14 protein-coding genes and 1 pseudogene are annotated in these 16,034 nt (G+C 32.8%); 7 read left to right on the plus strand and 8 right to left on the minus strand.

What is annotated here, in order from left to right; translation table 11 throughout:
- Positions 1 to 195 precede the first annotated feature (195 nt).
- Together ABH959_RS19425 and ABH959_RS19430 are read right to left on the minus strand one after the other, a co-directional pair.
- Positions 196 to 1,611: an oligosaccharide flippase family protein gene (locus tag ABH959_RS19425; protein ID WP_404454866.1), complete on the minus strand. Its 1,416-nt coding sequence runs from the start codon at positions 1,609 to 1,611 to the stop codon at positions 196 to 198.
- Positions 1,612 to 1,708: 97 nt separating this feature from the next.
- Positions 1,709 to 2,689 (minus strand): glycosyltransferase family 2 protein, encoded by a 981-nt coding sequence (locus ABH959_RS19430; protein ID WP_404493064.1) that lies wholly within the window; start codon positions 2,687 to 2,689, stop codon positions 1,709 to 1,711.
- Positions 2,690 to 2,914: 225 nt separating this feature from the next.
- On the opposite strand from ABH959_RS19430, the gene ABH959_RS19435 reads away from it, so the two are divergent.
- Positions 2,915 to 4,192: a glycosyltransferase family 39 protein gene (locus ABH959_RS19435; protein ID WP_404454860.1), complete on the plus strand. Its 1,278-nt coding sequence runs from the start codon at positions 2,915 to 2,917 to the stop codon at positions 4,190 to 4,192.
- 76 nt (positions 4,193 to 4,268) lie between these two features.
- On the opposite strand, the gene ABH959_RS19440 is transcribed toward ABH959_RS19435, so the two are convergent.
- From ABH959_RS19440 to ABH959_RS19450, 3 genes are all read right to left on the minus strand, one after another.
- Positions 4,269 to 4,625: a DUF2304 domain-containing protein gene (locus ABH959_RS19440; protein WP_070145695.1), complete on the minus strand. Its 357-nt coding sequence runs from the start codon at positions 4,623 to 4,625 to the stop codon at positions 4,269 to 4,271.
- Positions 4,626 to 4,631: 6 nt separating this feature from the next.
- Positions 4,632 to 5,360 (minus strand): glycosyltransferase family 2 protein, encoded by a 729-nt coding sequence (locus ABH959_RS19445; RefSeq protein WP_113936141.1) that lies wholly within the window; start codon positions 5,358 to 5,360, stop codon positions 4,632 to 4,634.
- Positions 5,361 to 5,569: 209 nt separating this feature from the next.
- Positions 5,570 to 6,082 carry an acyl-CoA thioesterase gene (locus ABH959_RS19450; RefSeq protein ID WP_002144630.1) on the minus strand — a complete coding sequence of 171 codons (513 nt, stop codon included), beginning with the start codon at positions 6,080 to 6,082 and terminating at the stop codon, positions 5,570 to 5,572.
- 298 nt (positions 6,083 to 6,380) lie between these two features.
- Between ABH959_RS19450 and ABH959_RS19455 the strand changes: the two genes are divergently transcribed.
- Entirely contained in the window at positions 6,381 to 7,694 is a 1,314-nt protein-coding gene (locus ABH959_RS19455; RefSeq protein ID WP_219300759.1) for an ArnT family glycosyltransferase, read from the plus strand.
- 67 nt (positions 7,695 to 7,761) lie between these two features.
- Here ABH959_RS19455 and ABH959_RS19460 read toward each other — a convergent pair whose 3' ends face one another.
- The 3 genes and pseudogenes from ABH959_RS19460 to ABH959_RS19470 form a co-directional block, all read right to left on the minus strand.
- Complete coding sequence (locus ABH959_RS19460) at positions 7,762 to 8,463, minus strand: methyl-accepting chemotaxis protein (RefSeq protein WP_002184479.1); 702 nt, start codon at positions 8,461 to 8,463, stop codon at positions 7,762 to 7,764.
- A 99-nt stretch (positions 8,464 to 8,562) separates the two neighbouring features.
- Positions 8,563 to 9,060: pseudogene (locus ABH959_RS19465) on the minus strand (protoglobin family protein); the annotation flags it as partial.
- A gap of 124 nt (positions 9,061 to 9,184) precedes the next feature.
- A complete protein-coding gene (locus ABH959_RS19470) occupies positions 9,185 to 9,817 on the minus strand; it encodes a trimeric intracellular cation channel family protein (protein WP_000924380.1) in 633 nt (210 codons plus the stop codon).
- Positions 9,818 to 10,313: 496 nt separating this feature from the next.
- On the opposite strand from ABH959_RS19470, the gene ABH959_RS19475 reads away from it, so the two are divergent.
- The 5 genes from ABH959_RS19475 to ABH959_RS19495 all read left to right on the plus strand — a co-directional run bounded on the left by ABH959_RS19475 (position 10,314) and on the right by ABH959_RS19495 (position 16,032).
- Positions 10,314 to 11,786, plus strand: coding sequence for an O-antigen ligase family protein (locus tag ABH959_RS19475; RefSeq protein ID WP_113936144.1), 1,473 nt, complete (start codon positions 10,314 to 10,316; stop codon positions 11,784 to 11,786).
- Between the two features lie 95 nt (positions 11,787 to 11,881).
- Positions 11,882 to 12,991, plus strand: a complete 1,110-nt coding sequence (locus ABH959_RS19480) for a glycosyltransferase family 4 protein (protein WP_088033868.1) — start codon at positions 11,882 to 11,884, stop codon at positions 12,989 to 12,991.
- Between the two features lie 21 nt (positions 12,992 to 13,012).
- Positions 13,013 to 13,753: a WecB/TagA/CpsF family glycosyltransferase gene (locus ABH959_RS19485; protein ID WP_088033866.1), complete on the plus strand. Its 741-nt coding sequence runs from the start codon at positions 13,013 to 13,015 to the stop codon at positions 13,751 to 13,753.
- Positions 13,754 to 13,907: 154 nt separating this feature from the next.
- A complete protein-coding gene (locus ABH959_RS19490; RefSeq protein ID WP_404493065.1) occupies positions 13,908 to 15,107 on the plus strand; it encodes an MFS transporter in 1,200 nt (399 codons plus the stop codon).
- Positions 15,108 to 15,315: 208 nt separating this feature from the next.
- Positions 15,316 to 16,032, plus strand: a complete 717-nt coding sequence (locus ABH959_RS19495) for a LytR/AlgR family response regulator transcription factor (protein WP_002089871.1) — start codon at positions 15,316 to 15,318, stop codon at positions 16,030 to 16,032.
- The last annotated feature ends 2 nt before the right edge of the window (positions 16,033 to 16,034 follow it).

A 16,034-nucleotide genomic window follows, 5' to 3' on the forward strand; every position in this document is an offset into this window, starting at 1 on the left:
GAGTTAATGTTTGTATAAAAGATTAACTGTGAATTGCTTTAATACTAGGTGTTGTACATCTAGGGCTGTTCGTTTCCAAGTATAATCATTCCAGAAAGGCAAGTCAATTTAAGATATGGATTGAAAACAGGGCTCATTCTAAGTGAAGAAGATAAAATAAAAACTTCAAATTAAATTTGAAGTTTTTATTTTTATTTATTTTCGAGCCAGCTTTTTATTTATAAATCCTAAAATCAATCCACGTATTTGTGGGTCAATGGCAAGACCGATAATACCGTACAATATACCAGTAAGTGTTAAAGCTATTAGTGGGGGTAAGTTAATTAATGCTGTACGGTATATTGCGTAACTGATTATAAACGCTAGTGCATTGAATATTATTCCTTTGAATAGTAATGAAAAACCTTTGCGAACGAATAAAGTAAATCCGATCAATAATGTAATCTCGGTAATGATCGCAGCTGCCGCAGCTCCCATCATTCCAAATTGGCTGCCTAATGCGATGTAACTTATGATAGCGACAGCTAATCCAATTCCCATCGTTGTCGCACGCTTCCACTGTTGACCAATAGTTGTTAAATTATCAGCAAGTGGATAGTTGATAGATTGTAAAATAACCATAAAGGCTAAGATTGCAAGAGCATCACCAGCTGGTGCATATTCTTTGCCTAATAAAGTAACAATCCAAAAACTTGGATCGGCGATAAATGGAATCGAGATTCCCATCCCTAAGAAAGACATAAGTTTTAATTCGAACTGAGATAGCTTTCTATGTTCATCAATATTCTTTTCATTTCCAAAAGCAAATAACTTTGGGTAAAAGGCAGCTGCAATCACACCAGGTATTTGATAAAGTACGGCAGGTATTTTATAGGCAGCCCCAAAGAATCCAACTTGCTCATGTGTTGAAACTTTTTCTAATATAATAGGACCTAACTGCGGTAAAAGCATAATGATAATGCCATTGATTGTGAAAATAAGCAGTTGATCTAAAATACCTTTGTCCCAGCCTTTATGAACTGTTGTATGGCGGAGCACCATTATGAAGGCGATGACTCCTGTTATAAGACTAGAGACCCCGTACATGGCAGCGACCATCATAAGTGACCATTTAAATGACATTCCTAGTAGAAGCGCAGCTGCGGCTGTTACACCTTGTAGTACAGAAATAATCGCTGTAAATTGCATACGTTCTGTTACTTGGAAATAAGCCATTCCAACGCCTTGTAAAGTTGCTCCAAACATTGTCGGTAGTACAACCCAATATACCATGGCACGTAAGTAGGCATCCGTATAGAAGAACTGAGCAAAAATAGCGAAGAGTACAGAAATTACGACAGCTAATACGAAACGAATACGTAAATAACTACTGATTAATACGCTAATGTTAGCGCCGCTTCTTGTTCCTTCACGCATAAACGTATGTGTCAAGCCTGCATCTGTAAAATAACAAATGACAGCGGAAACTGCTAATGCAACTGTAAACATCCCATACTCATCTGGTGAAACATATCTTGCAAAGAGAATCGTCGCAATAGCAAGTACAAATCGAACCGTAATATTTCCTACAAAGAGGTAGGAGGCATTTTTAAGGATTTTGTTTGTTTTCATGGAAAAAGACCTTTCTATTCTTTAGGACCTTGTTAGTTTGTCCTATTTGTAAATTTGATTTGTTTATGGAAAGAGAGGTGAGTACTATATTTTCGGTTTAAGAAAACAGAAATTTAATTCGTACAAACCAAAGCATTGCATATAGTTTTTTACTACGCTTTCCGTTTTTTGAATAGATTTTACGGCAATATTTCTTTATATCTTTTTTGATTAATTGAACTTGGGAATTATCTAATTGAGAGTTTTCTTTAATGTATATACAAGCATTATTGATAACCGTATAAGGGAATAAATAGGTCTCAAGAATCTCAATAAGTGACTGAGGGTCTTTCGTAATGAAGTCTTGAGATTTATTATGTACCCAGTCTTTCATACGATTGAATACTTCCAGTTCTTTAGTTGTTTTTAATTCGTAATCTTTATATTTAGAAGAAAGATTTCCTTCTGATAAAATTCGATAATATGTCAAATATTCATCTACATAGCATACGTTTGTTACGCTCATTAATTTAAATAGAAACTCCAAGTCTTCTCCCCAGCTACATCCTGGTGTAAAACGGATATTATGATTCATTGCGATAGAGCGTTTGAAAACCCAAGTACTTGTTTGAGCAACAACTTGGTGTGTTAAGAATGCTTTTGCCATATCACCTTTAATAAAGTTTGTTGTATGATCAACCTTTTCGCCTGTTTCTTCGTAGAAATTCATATAACCACAATAGCACGCGTCCATGTTGTTTTTATGCATACTCTCGATTTGTTTCTCAATTTTAGTTGGATGCCATAAGTCGTCACTATCAAGGAAAGCGACGTATTCTCCGCTAGCATTTTCAATCCCTGTATTACGAGCTACTGAAACACCTTGGTTTTTTTGGTGAACGTATTTTACTTGACCCGGATATTTTTCTGCAAGATTTTTTACGATAGAAGCTGATTGATCTTTACTTCCATCATCTACAATTACAATTTCAATGTTTTTATATGTTTGATCCAGTATTGACTGCATCGTTTCTTCAATATATTTTTCTGTGTTATACAGGGGTATGACAACAGAAACAAGTTGTTTTTGTTCCATCATAGAATTTTTATCTCCTCAAATTTTTTATGTCTTGCACCATATATACAAGCCTTTTGAAAGGAAGAAGATTACAAGAACATCTGTATCAGTTTAACGCATATAAACTTTGTAAATCAACTTTCTATTATTGTACTTTGTATAAAAAGTATTTATTATAGAATATATTGTCTTGTAAAAATATAGAAACATAATTTGAAAATTATGTATTTGAAAGGAGAAGATGAGATGTTAAGGCGATTTACTCGCAAATCTAATGTAATCCTTTTAGGGATTATTATGATAGTCGGTTTTGCGCTTCGTTTTGCAACTTTACAAACACATGGTGCAGATTTGACTATAGCTAGCGATGATATTGGTTATCAAAAAACGGCAACCATTTTATTGGAAACAGGAATGTTAACATATCATGAGCCGGATAAACCAACTATTCATATTATGCCAGGTTTTCCAGCGTTTTTAGCTACTGTATTTTACTTTTTTGGAAATGGTAATGAAGGCCTTTTTGTAGCTAAATTAATTATTATCCTATTAGGGGTACTTAGTATTTTACTAACTTATAAGATTGGTACTTATTTATTGAATCCCGCTGCAGGATTAATAGGTGCTTTCTTATTAGCTGTGTATCCTCCAGAGATTGTTATAGAAAATTTAACTTTAACAGAAGGACCGTTTTTATTCTTTTCATTGGGATTATTATATTGGAGCTTAAAATTAGCTGATACTCATAAAACGAAACATTTTCTAATTGTATTAATTTTCTACTTTTTAGCATTGTACTTACGCGTACAAGTTGCTTTATATCCAATACCATTATTTATATATCTCTTAATGAAGCGCTATCCATTCCGCGTTATGATGAAGCAAGCGATTATAAGTATAGGAATAGGACTTATCGTACTTGGACCATGGTGGGCCCGCAATTACATTCAATTTGATAAATTTATTCCACTAACTGCTGGGGCAGGGAATCCGTTATTACTTGGAACGTATCAAGGGAAAGGCTATCCAGAAGGTAAGGATATGGCAACACTTGAAATAGAATTACACGCAAAATACCCTAACCTAGAAGCACATGAATTTATGGAATTAGAAGAAAAAATAGCGAAAGATAAAATGAAAGAATGGTGGAAAACAGATAAGACCTCCATGATAGAGAGTTATTTAATCTTGAAGCCAGAAATTATGTGGAAAAAACCGTATTATTCTATAGAGCATAATATTGAAGTATTCAATGTTTCTGCAAAGGATATGAATGAAATACATAATTTTATTAAGACGATGTTCTTAATATGTACAATACTTTCATTTATCTTCCTTTTAAAAAGGTGGAGAGAGACTACATTTTTATGGTCAATCCTTTTACTGCAAACAGCTTTAACATGCTTTTATGCTGCATATGAAAGATATGCATTACCATTAATCCCATTCTTATTTATTATAATTGGAGTAGGGACCGTGGCAACGGTTATGAAAATTAGTAAACTATTAATTAGAAACAAATAGTTTGAAACGAAAAGCCCCTTGATTCTTAGAAGAATTAAGGGGCTTTTTGTATATGTTAGTATTTAAATAGAAAAAATTATTCGTTATCTGTTTCAGTTTGCGTTACGTTTAACTTTTGCTTTAATAATGCATAATCTTGCGTTAATGTTACAAGTTGATGGTGTAGCTTAGAAATTTTTCTTGTTAGGTCAAAAATTAAGATGAAACAGAATAATAATCCAAATAAGAATAAAATGGATGGTGGATATTCTACTTTTAATAGTTTTCCAATCCAATTTATAATTTTATCAGTAGAACTTAAAATAGCCATTGCAACACAAACAAAAATCCACAAAATAGCATATTTTGTTTCTAAAGTCCCGCGACGAATAGAATTAATAATTAAGAAGAATAATAACAAAATAAAGATGAATGAAAAGGTAATTATATGCATTCACTATCAACCTTTCACGATTTTTTGCATCAATATAGCAAGGCTTACTTTAACCATGTAATATGCAGATTTAAGAGGTGTGATGGAAGATTGTCCACCTTGTCGCTCTTGCATATTTACAGATATCTCATTAATGCGAAGTTTTTTCTTTTTTAAATGAATAAGGACTTCTGGCTCTGGATAATCTTTTGGATAATTGTGTGCAAAAATCTTAATTACTTCTCGATTGATAGCACGATATCCAGAAGTTGGATCCATAAATGTTTGTTTCGTTAACACTTTCAATAGGGCGGTAAAATAAAAAATACCGATTCTTCTTGAAATACTACCTTTATAAGCTGTTTTTTCTGTAAAGCGTGAACCTAGCACCATATCGCATTGGCCTTCAGCAATAGGCTGTATAATTTTGTATAAATCATCCGGATTATGTTGTCCATCAGCATCGAACTGAATTGCAATATCATATCCATTCTCATATGCATATTTATAGCCAGTTTGTACAGCTGAACCGATGCCCAGATTATATGGTAAATTAATAAGATGAACAGGGAAATTTTTTACGATTTGAGCTGTTTTATCTTGTGAACCATCATTAATAACGCAAATGCTTAATCTTGTAAAATGTTGTTTTAATTCTAATAATCTTGTTAATGTATCTGCAATTGCTTCTTCCTCATTATATGCTGGAATAATAATTAACGTTTTTGGTATTGAAATTGGTACCTCGATAGACATTATCGCACCACTCCTTACATATTTAACCACATTATGGTTATTTTCAAACAACTTTACTTAATATACCATTAATAGTATAAGGAAATAAAGGAAAAACTAATGGGTGACTTTAGGAGGGGGCCACTGAATATAAAGGCAAGAAATAGTATTTTTTATAATAAAAAATACATGCAAGGAAGAGCCCGTGCATGTATGATGAGAAGATTATGTTAAATATTCCAAGGTTTACTTAAAGTTAAAACTTCAGCCATCTCTTTACTTTTTAAACGTCCCTTTTTTCGATTTTCCGCGCGTTCTAAACCGGTTGTGTGTAACCAATGTTCTTCCTTAGTTTCAGGGAGTACTTGTGGTACGGACGAAGGCTTTCCATCTTTTATTGCCACAAATGTAATGAAGCAAGTAGCAGCAATTCTACGTTCGCCTGCTAATAAATTCTCTGCAATTACTTTTACGAAAACTTCCATTGAAGATTTCCCTGTATAACATACAAATGCTTCATAACAAACAGAATCTGCTTGGTGAATTGGAGTTAAAAAATCAACGGAATCGATAGATGCTGTTACGCAATGTTTGCGGCTATGTCTCGCAGCTGCAATTGAAGCAATACTATCAATTTCTGCTAATAATTTTCCCCCGAAAAGTGTTTGGTGATTATTTAAATCGTTCGGAAAAACACGTGTTGTTTTAATTGCTTTTGATTCTCGCATGAATTTCTTTTCCATATATTCAGCCCCTATAGTCTGTTTTCAATCAGAATGAAATGTGTAAGTGGAATACTCATATTAGATACTTAATGAAGTAAAGTGTATTCTAAAAGATGATTAGTTAAACTTCTGTATTTGTATTCATGTAACTGAAAGAAAATTTATTTTATCTAAAATGTAGTGTAAAAGAGGATTCGCTTACATTGCAAGTGAAAAGTAATGACCATGTATTTGTCATAGAAATTCCCTGTTAACCTTGTGCCTATTCATGATAGAATCGTTTTGTTATGAATGGAAATAGAGGTGCAATGGACATATGAATCATATAAGAACAAATTTTTCTTCTTTCTTTAGTAAAATAATGATTGGTACGATACTCGCATTTTTTGTTTATAGTTGTTGGTCGGCTTTTGAAACAAGTAAGCAATTTTTTGGAGGAAGTACAACAAGTATTACAATCGTATTAGTGATTTTTATTATTCTTATTTTGTTAATAGCATCGATTTTGCAATATCGTTTTACAGATAAGCAATTTCTTATTTTTCTTATAAGCATATCTATAGTTGCAAGACTGATTACAGTTCTATTTGTAGACAGTCCGATGATAGGTGATATGAAAGCTATGTATGAGTCTGCAAAGCAGATTGCAATTGGCAATAATATAGAAAATATAGCACAGTTACCTTTTATTATTTATGAATCGATCATCATTCGTATATTTGGTGATACGGTATTCGCTTTACAATTATTTAATATTTTATTTTGTACAGGAACTGCATTTTTCATTTATCGCATTGCGTCAATGGTCTTTGGAGAAGAGTGTGGTCGTATTGCATCAATGTTTTACGCTTTATATATTCCAAATATATTTATGAGTTCTGTATTAACGGCGGAATCACTCGCAATATTTTTATTTTATTGTGCTTGTTACATATTTTTATATAAGGGATTAGACCATCCTTATATGTGGGTAATTTCAGCCATTTTATTTGCGCTTAGCAATATGATTTTCCCGATGGGGTTATTTTTACCTATTTTTATAGCTGCATATGTGCTGTTAATTGAAGTGTTTCAATCAGGGGCGAAACAAAAATTACTATTAAAAATGATAGGACTCCTTATTGTATTTTATAGTACTCATTTTGGTGTGAGTTATGGTATCAAGATGATGGGAATGTCACAGTATACAATTTCTAATGAGACTTATGTCCAAACTGTTTTAATTGGAAAAAGTCAAAGTGAAGAAAAAATATTCAAAAATCAAAGTGTAAAAGAGCATATTGATCAAGAGTTGAAAGAAATTGAAGAAGAAAGATTTAAACCCTTAAAACCGGTTATTAACAAATTTTCAGATGAGGGAACAAACTCTATTCTATTTAAAAGTGAAAAGCTTATATATATAGTGGTGACATTGTTTATGGCCATAGCTTTATTACATTTTCTAATCAAGAAACAACAAAATGAAGGATATATGTTGTTTGTATTATTAATTACCGGATATGTGTCGTTAAGGCTCTTCCGAGTAGATATGGCATATTATAATATTAGTATGCCAGCTTTGTTTATTTTACAAAGCTTTGGCGTTTATATGAGTTATTTTTATTGCCAAAAAATATTTTTCAGAAAATAAAAGAATCCATTTTGGATTCTTTTTTTGTAGATGGATGATAAGGATGAATGCAAAGTGGAGATTCGTCTTATCGGTTTAGTTCTAGTTGTAAATTATCCGCTGTTAAGGCCATTGTTGAGGAATCGTCTTGAATACTCTTCATTACTTGTGAGATAGTCTCTAATTCATTTTCAATTTTTTTATTTTGTTCTTTAGAGTTAGACATATCTTTTACGATTTCTTGGAAATATTGATCTGTCGCATGCATACTATCTGTCCCTTCAGATACGAGAGAGCTTATTTGTTCCACGGAAGAAGAGACGTGTATAATTTGTTCATTAGTTTTTTCAACGAGTTTTGTAACGTTGGAAATTGATTCTTTCGTTTGCTCTGATAACTTTCGGATTTCTCCCGCTACGACTGAAAAACCTTTACCAAATTCGCCAGCACGTGCAGATTCAATAGCAGCATTTAATGCTAGTAAATTTGTTTGCTCGGCGATTGATTTTACAATATCAATGATTTCGTTAATTTTGTTAGAAATATCAAGAAGCTCATGAGTATCAGTAATGATAGTTTCCATATTCGTTTGGATGCTTTCCATTCGTTTGTTTTGCAGATTTAATTGTTCTTTTCCTTTATTGGCCTTTTCTTCTGATGTCGTAGCTAATGATGTACCTGTTTTTGCAATTCCTACGATACTTTCTGATTTAGATGTTAACTGTTGAATAGAAGAGCTTGTTTTTTCAGATACTGCTGCTAGTTCTGTTGCAATATGTGTAATCGTCATAGCTGTCAGTTCTTTTTCTTTTTCATGTTCCTTTTGGATTCTTTCATATTCGGATTCATAAGCTGCAATAACGAGTTCTTGTTCTAATGTTAGTAATTTATTTATTACGTTTATAGAATAAGAAAAATCGTCTATCGTTGAAATTTTCGTTTGCAAAATCTTTATGACGGAGCGGAATAATTCTTGATAAGCAGCGGTATACCATTTTCTATGTAAACCAATTTGTACGTGCCTTTTTGCAATTCTAACACGTTGTTCAATAAAATCTTCATTCATATTCCCGCTGAACAATTCTTTAATATGTGTCTTTAAAGTTTGTTTTAATTTTGGAATAGAGCTGTAGCGTTCAATAACAGCAATTAAATTAGGTTGTTTTGTGATGTTGGTGTAGAATTTTTCTGTTATCCAATCTATTTCCTCATAAATAAATGGCTGTAATACTTTAACAATTTGTAAATCTTCCTTTGAAATATGTAGCATATCCATTTGAGTTTTTAGTTCAGAATTAGCAGGCACGTTAAATATGATTTGTTGGCCTTTGCTTAATTCAATTATACTGGTGTTTGTTTTATTTTTTTTAAAAACCCCAAGCATCATTCTTCCCCCTGTTTATAAAACGTTTTCATTTTTTTATTCTAATGTAATTATATATTTTTATATACAATTACTCTATAGTATATGGAATTGTATATAAATTAAGAGAATTCTATGTAGAATTCTCTTAATGGCCTTTATTAATTTTTGCATGTGTTTTAAAGAAAACTGGGAAATGTACATTATATATTACGGTGACTACACGAATAACGAATGTTATTAATAAACAAACATAGAAAGCTAAGACGTGTGCCCCCATTGCATGTGTAATTAGGAAACTAACTGCTCCTAAAATAGAAGCAATTGCATATATTTCTTTTCGGAATACATACGGGATATCTTGAGCGCAAATGTCGCGTAAAATACCGCCCCCAATACCTGTAATAACTCCCATTGAAACGACTAAAAACGAGGCGTCAACGTGATGTGACATTGCTGCATTTGCACCAATAGCTGTAAATACACCTAAACCAACAGCATCAGAAAGCATAATAACGACTTGAAGTTTATTAATGCGCTCAAAAAACATACATGTGAATAATGCTGATAGTACACTTACGAAAAAGTAAATGGGTTTTACAAATGCGACAGGAGGCAGGTTACCAATCATAATATCACGAATAATACCGCCGCCGAGCGCAGTAGCTACAGCTAAACAAAGGACACCAAATAAATCTAGATCTTTTTTCAAACCAACTAATGTACCAGAAATGGCAGCGGCGATAATGCCAAGAAACGTAAATATATCGATTAATAACATGGCTTTAATTCCTTCCTCTTAAAGATGTTCCAGAGAAAAAATATACACTAAAGTTTTGGAAATAACAATTACTTTTCGCTACATGTAGAAAAATGGATGGAATAGCTAAAGAAAGCGTTTGAAAATGCTTGATAAGTAGCGATAAAGTAAAGTGAAAAAGTGTGGGAAGATTCATTGCATAGTTTTTTTGATGTAGCTTAGTTAGAGGGATGGTACAATAGGAGAAGTCCGTTTTGTACATTTGTATAAAATGATAAAAAAATATTTATGTACGGTCGAAAATAAGTGTATATGTGTTAGATAGTTTTTATAGGGATAGGGAAGGATAGCTAAAAGACAATGTTTTCGGTTACTAATAATGCTGGATTTGACTAGTTTCGGCATGAAAAATAGTTCTCAATTTAAATATGAGTTATGTTATAATTGCTAGGTATGTTTAAACAGTAGAAAACTATGATTAAAAGATAATGTGAAGATTTTGTATGGAGGTCTTGGAATGTTAGCAAATCAAGCTAGGGTTAGATTTGAGCATTTTTTGCTCATTTTTATTATTTTACAGCCTGTTTTAGATTTATTAACGTCTCTTAGCATTGAGTTATTAAAAGTAAATGCGACAGTTGGAATTATGGTAAGATTCCTCATTATGGCAATGGGTGGTATTTATATTTTAATTCAGGCAAAAGAAAGAGAAAATAGGAAGTTTTTGATTTATCTTGTATTACTAGGAGCTATATTAGGAATAGGATTTATTAATAATAAGTTAATCAAGAGTCCTATTGTAATCGCAGAAGAGGTTAAATTCATTGGAAAAGCATTGTATATATATATTATGCTTGTTTCATACATTTTAGCTTTAAAATCACTGAAGAAGACAGTAAATATTAGCGATAAAGTTAGAAATAACATTGTGTATTCAACATTAATTATTAATGCTATTATGGTTATTTCTATTACAACTTCTACAGACTTTGGAAGTTATGAGTGGATGAAGGTTGGTTCCCGAGGATGGTTCTATGCAGGTAATGAACTAGGGTCAATCTTAGCTATTATTTTCCCTATTGTGGTATTATATTCTATTCAAAAAACAAAGAGCGTGAAGCACGTTTTATATTGGATTCCATCGCTTCTAATGATTTACTCTTTAATTCAAGTTGGTACGAAAGTAGGAATGGGCTCAATTGGTGCTACATTAGCAGCAGCAATCGGGATTATTGTACTACAATTATTATTTGATAGAAGAAATCCGAACAAAAAATCTCTTACACTTAATGCATTAATTGCGATTGTCCTATTAGCTGGTGTAGTTGGAACATTTAAAATGACGCCATTAGCACAAAATATGGGCATTCATAATAACTATTTAGCAGAACAAAATGTAGCACAGCACGGTCAAAAAGAACAAGAAATTAAAGATAAACTGAAAAAAGAACAAGAAATTAAAGAAAAAGAAGAAAAACAACATAAAGTTGAGAAACCAGAAGAAAAGGCGAAGGTAGAAGCTGAAGTTAAGAAAGAGCTTGAGAAAGAGCAAAAGAAAGAAAATCAAGAGAATCTTATTTTCAGTGGACGTCAAGTATATGAAGAGAGACATAAGCAGTTCTTTAAAGAAGCGCCAACGTCACAAAAGTTATTAGGAATGGGTTATGCAGGTAACTATAAATATAATGAACAAAAGCAGCCAGATCCGAAGCTAATCGAAATGGACTTCCATGATTGGTTTTATGATTTCGGAATTATTGGTTTTGCGTTAATGATGATTCCATTTATTTATTACGGCGTAAGAATCCTACTAGCATTTGTTACAAGATTTAAGGAAATATTTAATGTGAAATATGGAATGATTACAGCAAGCTTAGTATTAGCATTAGGTATTGCATATATTGCAGGACATATTTTGACAGCACCAGGAGTAGGGATTTACTTTGTAGTGGTGTTAGCTTATCTAATCGTAGATTTAGAAATTGAATGATAAAAATAAAAGCTAACTTTTGTTAGCTTTTATTTTTTAGTACAGTAAAATAAAGATAGATGGAAATGTAGCGAGGATTTAAAGGAGGAAAAAATATGAGGATATTGCATATGAATGCAGGAGCAGAAGATGGTGGAGGAAAAACACATATTATTTCACTGCTCGATCAATTTCCGAATGGTGAAGTAGAATTAGCAGTATTTGAAGATGGAATTGTTGCGAAAGAAGCAAGAGAGCTAGGAATAAAAGTTCATGTGTTTTCACAAAAATCTCGCTATGATTTATCCATTTTAAAAAACATAAGTGAATTCATTAATAAAGAAAAATTTGATGTAGTTCATACACACGGTCCTAGGGCAAATTTCTTTGTTTCTTTAATGAAAAAGAAATTCGCGGCAAAATGGGTAACGACAATTCATAGTGATCCATTTCAAGACTTTACTAAACAAGGCTTAAAAGGCTGGATTTTTACTAAATTAAATTTGAAAGCTTTAAAAAATATAGATTTATTTTTTGTTGTAACGAATAGGTTGAAAAAAAGCTTAGCCGCATTAGGTATTTCAAATGAAAAGATGCATGTTATCTATAACGGGATTGAATATGATCAGGAAAAAGCAGATGGCTATAATAAAAAGGAAATGTTTAATATTGATGAAGATGTGTTTACGGCAATCCAAGTAGCGCGTTTGCATCCTGTTAAAGGACATGAAGTTTTATTCGATGCGTTACAACAAACAAAATTGGAGAAAATTAAAGTGTTATTAGTTGGTGACGGGCCGTTAGAAAGAGAACTAAAGGCGTTAGCTACTGAAAAAGGGATTAATGATAAAGTTGAATTTTTAGGGCATCGTCAAGATGTGAAACAATTATTTGCTTCATCACATGTCAATTTGTTAACTTCCCATAGCGAAGGATTTCCATTAGTTTTATTAGAAGCGGCAAATCAACGTGTACCATCAATTGTGACTAGAGCTGGAGAAATCGAACCATTAATTGCAGATGAAACTTATGGGTGGATTGTACCAACTGGTGATGGAAAAGCATTGGCATCGGCATTAGAAGAGGCATATGATAAGTGGAAAACTGGAGAGTTATCAGTAATGGGCAAGCATATTTATGAGCATGCTACTATGAACTTCTCACTTCAAAAATTATATGAAGATACGAAAGAAACATATAAGCAATTAATAGCAAAAAACCTTTAATGATAGAGAGGATAGTTAAATATGGCAGTACAAACGGTTGATATTCTAGGTGTTCCTTTCTCAACAATGACAATGGATGAAACGGTCCAATATTTAAAGGAACAACTAGAATTGGAGCAAACTCATACTTTTCAGGTAGTAACAGCAAACCCTGAAATTGTTATGTGTGCAAAAAAGGATGAAAAATTCCATAAAACATTACTAAATACCGATTTAATTACACCTGATGGTATTGGGGTTGTAAAAGCAAGTGGTATGCTTGGTACACCTGTAAAAGAACGTGTAGCAGGTTTTGATTTAATGTGTAATTTATTTGCGAAGTTATCAGAAGAGAATAAACCAGTATCTGTTTTCTTATTAGGTGCAAAACCACATGTTGTACAAGCCGCGGCTGATCATTTAACGAAGACATATTCGGCTGCATCTATCGTGGGGATACAAGATGGATATTTTAAACAAGAAGAAGAAGAGAATATTGTTTCACGTATTCAAGAGGCAAAACCAGATCTATTACTTGTTGCACTTGGCTTTCCAAGACAAGAAAACTTTATCCAAAACAATAAGCATCGTTTAGAAACGAAAATGGCTGTTGGAGTAGGCGGTAGTTTAGATGTGTGGGCTGGAGAGGTAAAGCGTGCGCCAAAATGGATTCAATCTATTCATTTAGAGTGGTTTTACAGATTATGTAGTAATCCAACACGTTGGCGTCGTCAGTTAGTATTAGCTGAATTTTTAAAAGAAGTAATGCGTTCAAAAAAGTAGCGGAATATCGCTACTTTTTTTTATTTGTTTATTTTTGATAAACATTTTACTTTTGGGAATGATGAAGGAGAATTTTTTATAAGAAATTATTTTACTTATGCAATACACACATGTAAAATGATGTGTAAAGACACCTGTGTAAGGAGGACTTCTTGTGAGCAAGGTAAAAGAAATTTCGAAGCGAAAGCTACTGGGTATAGCAGGGCTTGGCTGGCTATTTGATGCAATGGATGTTGGAATGCTTTCATTTGTAATCGTAGCAATCCAAAAAGATTGGGGATTAAGTACTCAAGAAATGGGTTGGATAGGCAGCGTTAATTCAATTGGTATGGCAGTAGGAGCGCTCCTTTTTGGGATACTATCAGATAAAATAGGACGGAAATCAGTCTTTATTATTACATTATTACTATTTTCTATCGGTAGTGGTTTAACTGCTTTAACGACGACATTCGCGATGTTCCTCGTTTTACGCTTTTTAATTGGTATGGGACTTGGCGGGGAACTTCCAGTTGCATCTACTCTTGTATCAGAAAGTGTTGAAGCGCACGAACGTGGAAAAATAGTTGTACTATTAGAAAGCTTTTGGGCTGGTGGTTGGTTAATCGCAGCTCTTATCTCATATTTTGTTATTCCTAAATACGGTTGGGAAGTTGCTATGGTAATAAGTGCAGTTCCAGCGTTATATGCTTTATATTTAAGATGGAATTTACCCGATTCTCCAAGGTTTCAAAAGGTTGCAAAAAGGCCATCTGTTATTGAAAATATAAAATCGGTTTGGTCTGGAGAATATCGTAAAGCAACAATTATGTTATGGATTCTATGGTTTTGTGTGGTCTTTTCCTATTATGGAATGTTCCTTTGGTTACCTAGTGTAATGGTACTGAAAGGCTTTAGTTTAATAAAAAGTTTTCAGTACGTACTCATTATGACTTTAGCTCAACTTCCAGGATATTTCACAGCTGCATGGTTTATTGAACGTCTTGGTCGTAAATTTGTATTGGTTACGTATTTAATTGGTACAGCATGTAGTGCTTATGTGTTCGGAATTGCGGATTCATTAACAGCATTAATAGTGGCGGGTATGTTACTATCCTTCTTTAATTTAGGTGCTTGGGGTGCATTATACGCTTATACACCGGAACAGTATCCAACAACTATTCGCGGTACAGGTGCAGGAATGGCAGCTGCATTTGGGCGTATTGGTGGTATTCTTGGACCACTATTAGTAGGATATTTAGTTGCTTCACAAGCTTCACTATCGCTAATATTTACGATTTTCTGTGGATCAATTTTAATTGGGGCACTTGCTGTAGTTATACTTGGTCAAGAAACGAAACAGAGGGAATTAGTATAAAGAGAAACCTTAATCAGTGGTGTTTTGTCCATCAACCACTGATTATTAGCCCGCACCAATCGGGATAAAAGAAAAGGGGAACCAAAGTGGTTTCCTTTTTTCTGTTTTTTTAGATAAATAATGGTATAGTAAGAAAAAGGGAATGTTTCTTACTAAAGCGAATGTATACAACAAGACATATGGACAAAGGAATTAGGTGGCTGGATAAATGAAAATCTTACTTATCATGGAAGAAACAGAAGAGCGAAGAAAATTAGTTGAGAACTTTACTGAAAACATTCGAAATGTAGAATGTTTTGAAGCGAAAACTGGAACAGAATCTTTGCTAATAATGAAAAAACATACACCTGATTTTGTTTTTTTAAATTCGCAATTAATGGATGGTACTGGTTTTGAATATTCGAGTTTGTTACGAGAAGTGAATTGTTATACGAAATTTATTTTTATTGGTGAGGATATAGAAGAGGCAATTACAGCTTTTCGTTTCCAAGCGTTTTATTATTTATTACGACCATTTCGTGAAGAAGATTTACAATTCATTTTATATAAAATGGGAAAAGAACAAGGTGAGAAAGCAAAGAGTCATCTGCGTAAACTGCCGATAGAAGGCCATGAGGGGATTAGATATATTCTCCCGGAGGATATTGTATATATTAGTAAAAATAAGGAAAACAAAACAGTTTCAATTTATACAACGAATAATCAGTATATTTCAACATACACACTCCAGGAATTAGAAAATAAACTAAATGCATATGATTTTTTACGTGTACATAAAAGCTATTTAATTAATATGTCATATGTACAAGAACTTAAACCTTATTATAATGGCACGTATAATTTGCATTTAGACAGGTACGATGAGCAACCGATTCCAGTAAGCCGTAATTATGTAAAACGGCTTCGAAATAAAATTGAGCTATGACA

Origin of the sequence: Bacillus sp. RC51, from assembly GCF_044908115.1 — a bacterium.
In the GTDB taxonomy this organism is placed as follows: domain Bacteria; phylum Bacillota; class Bacilli; order Bacillales; family Bacillaceae_G; genus Bacillus_A; species Bacillus_A mycoides.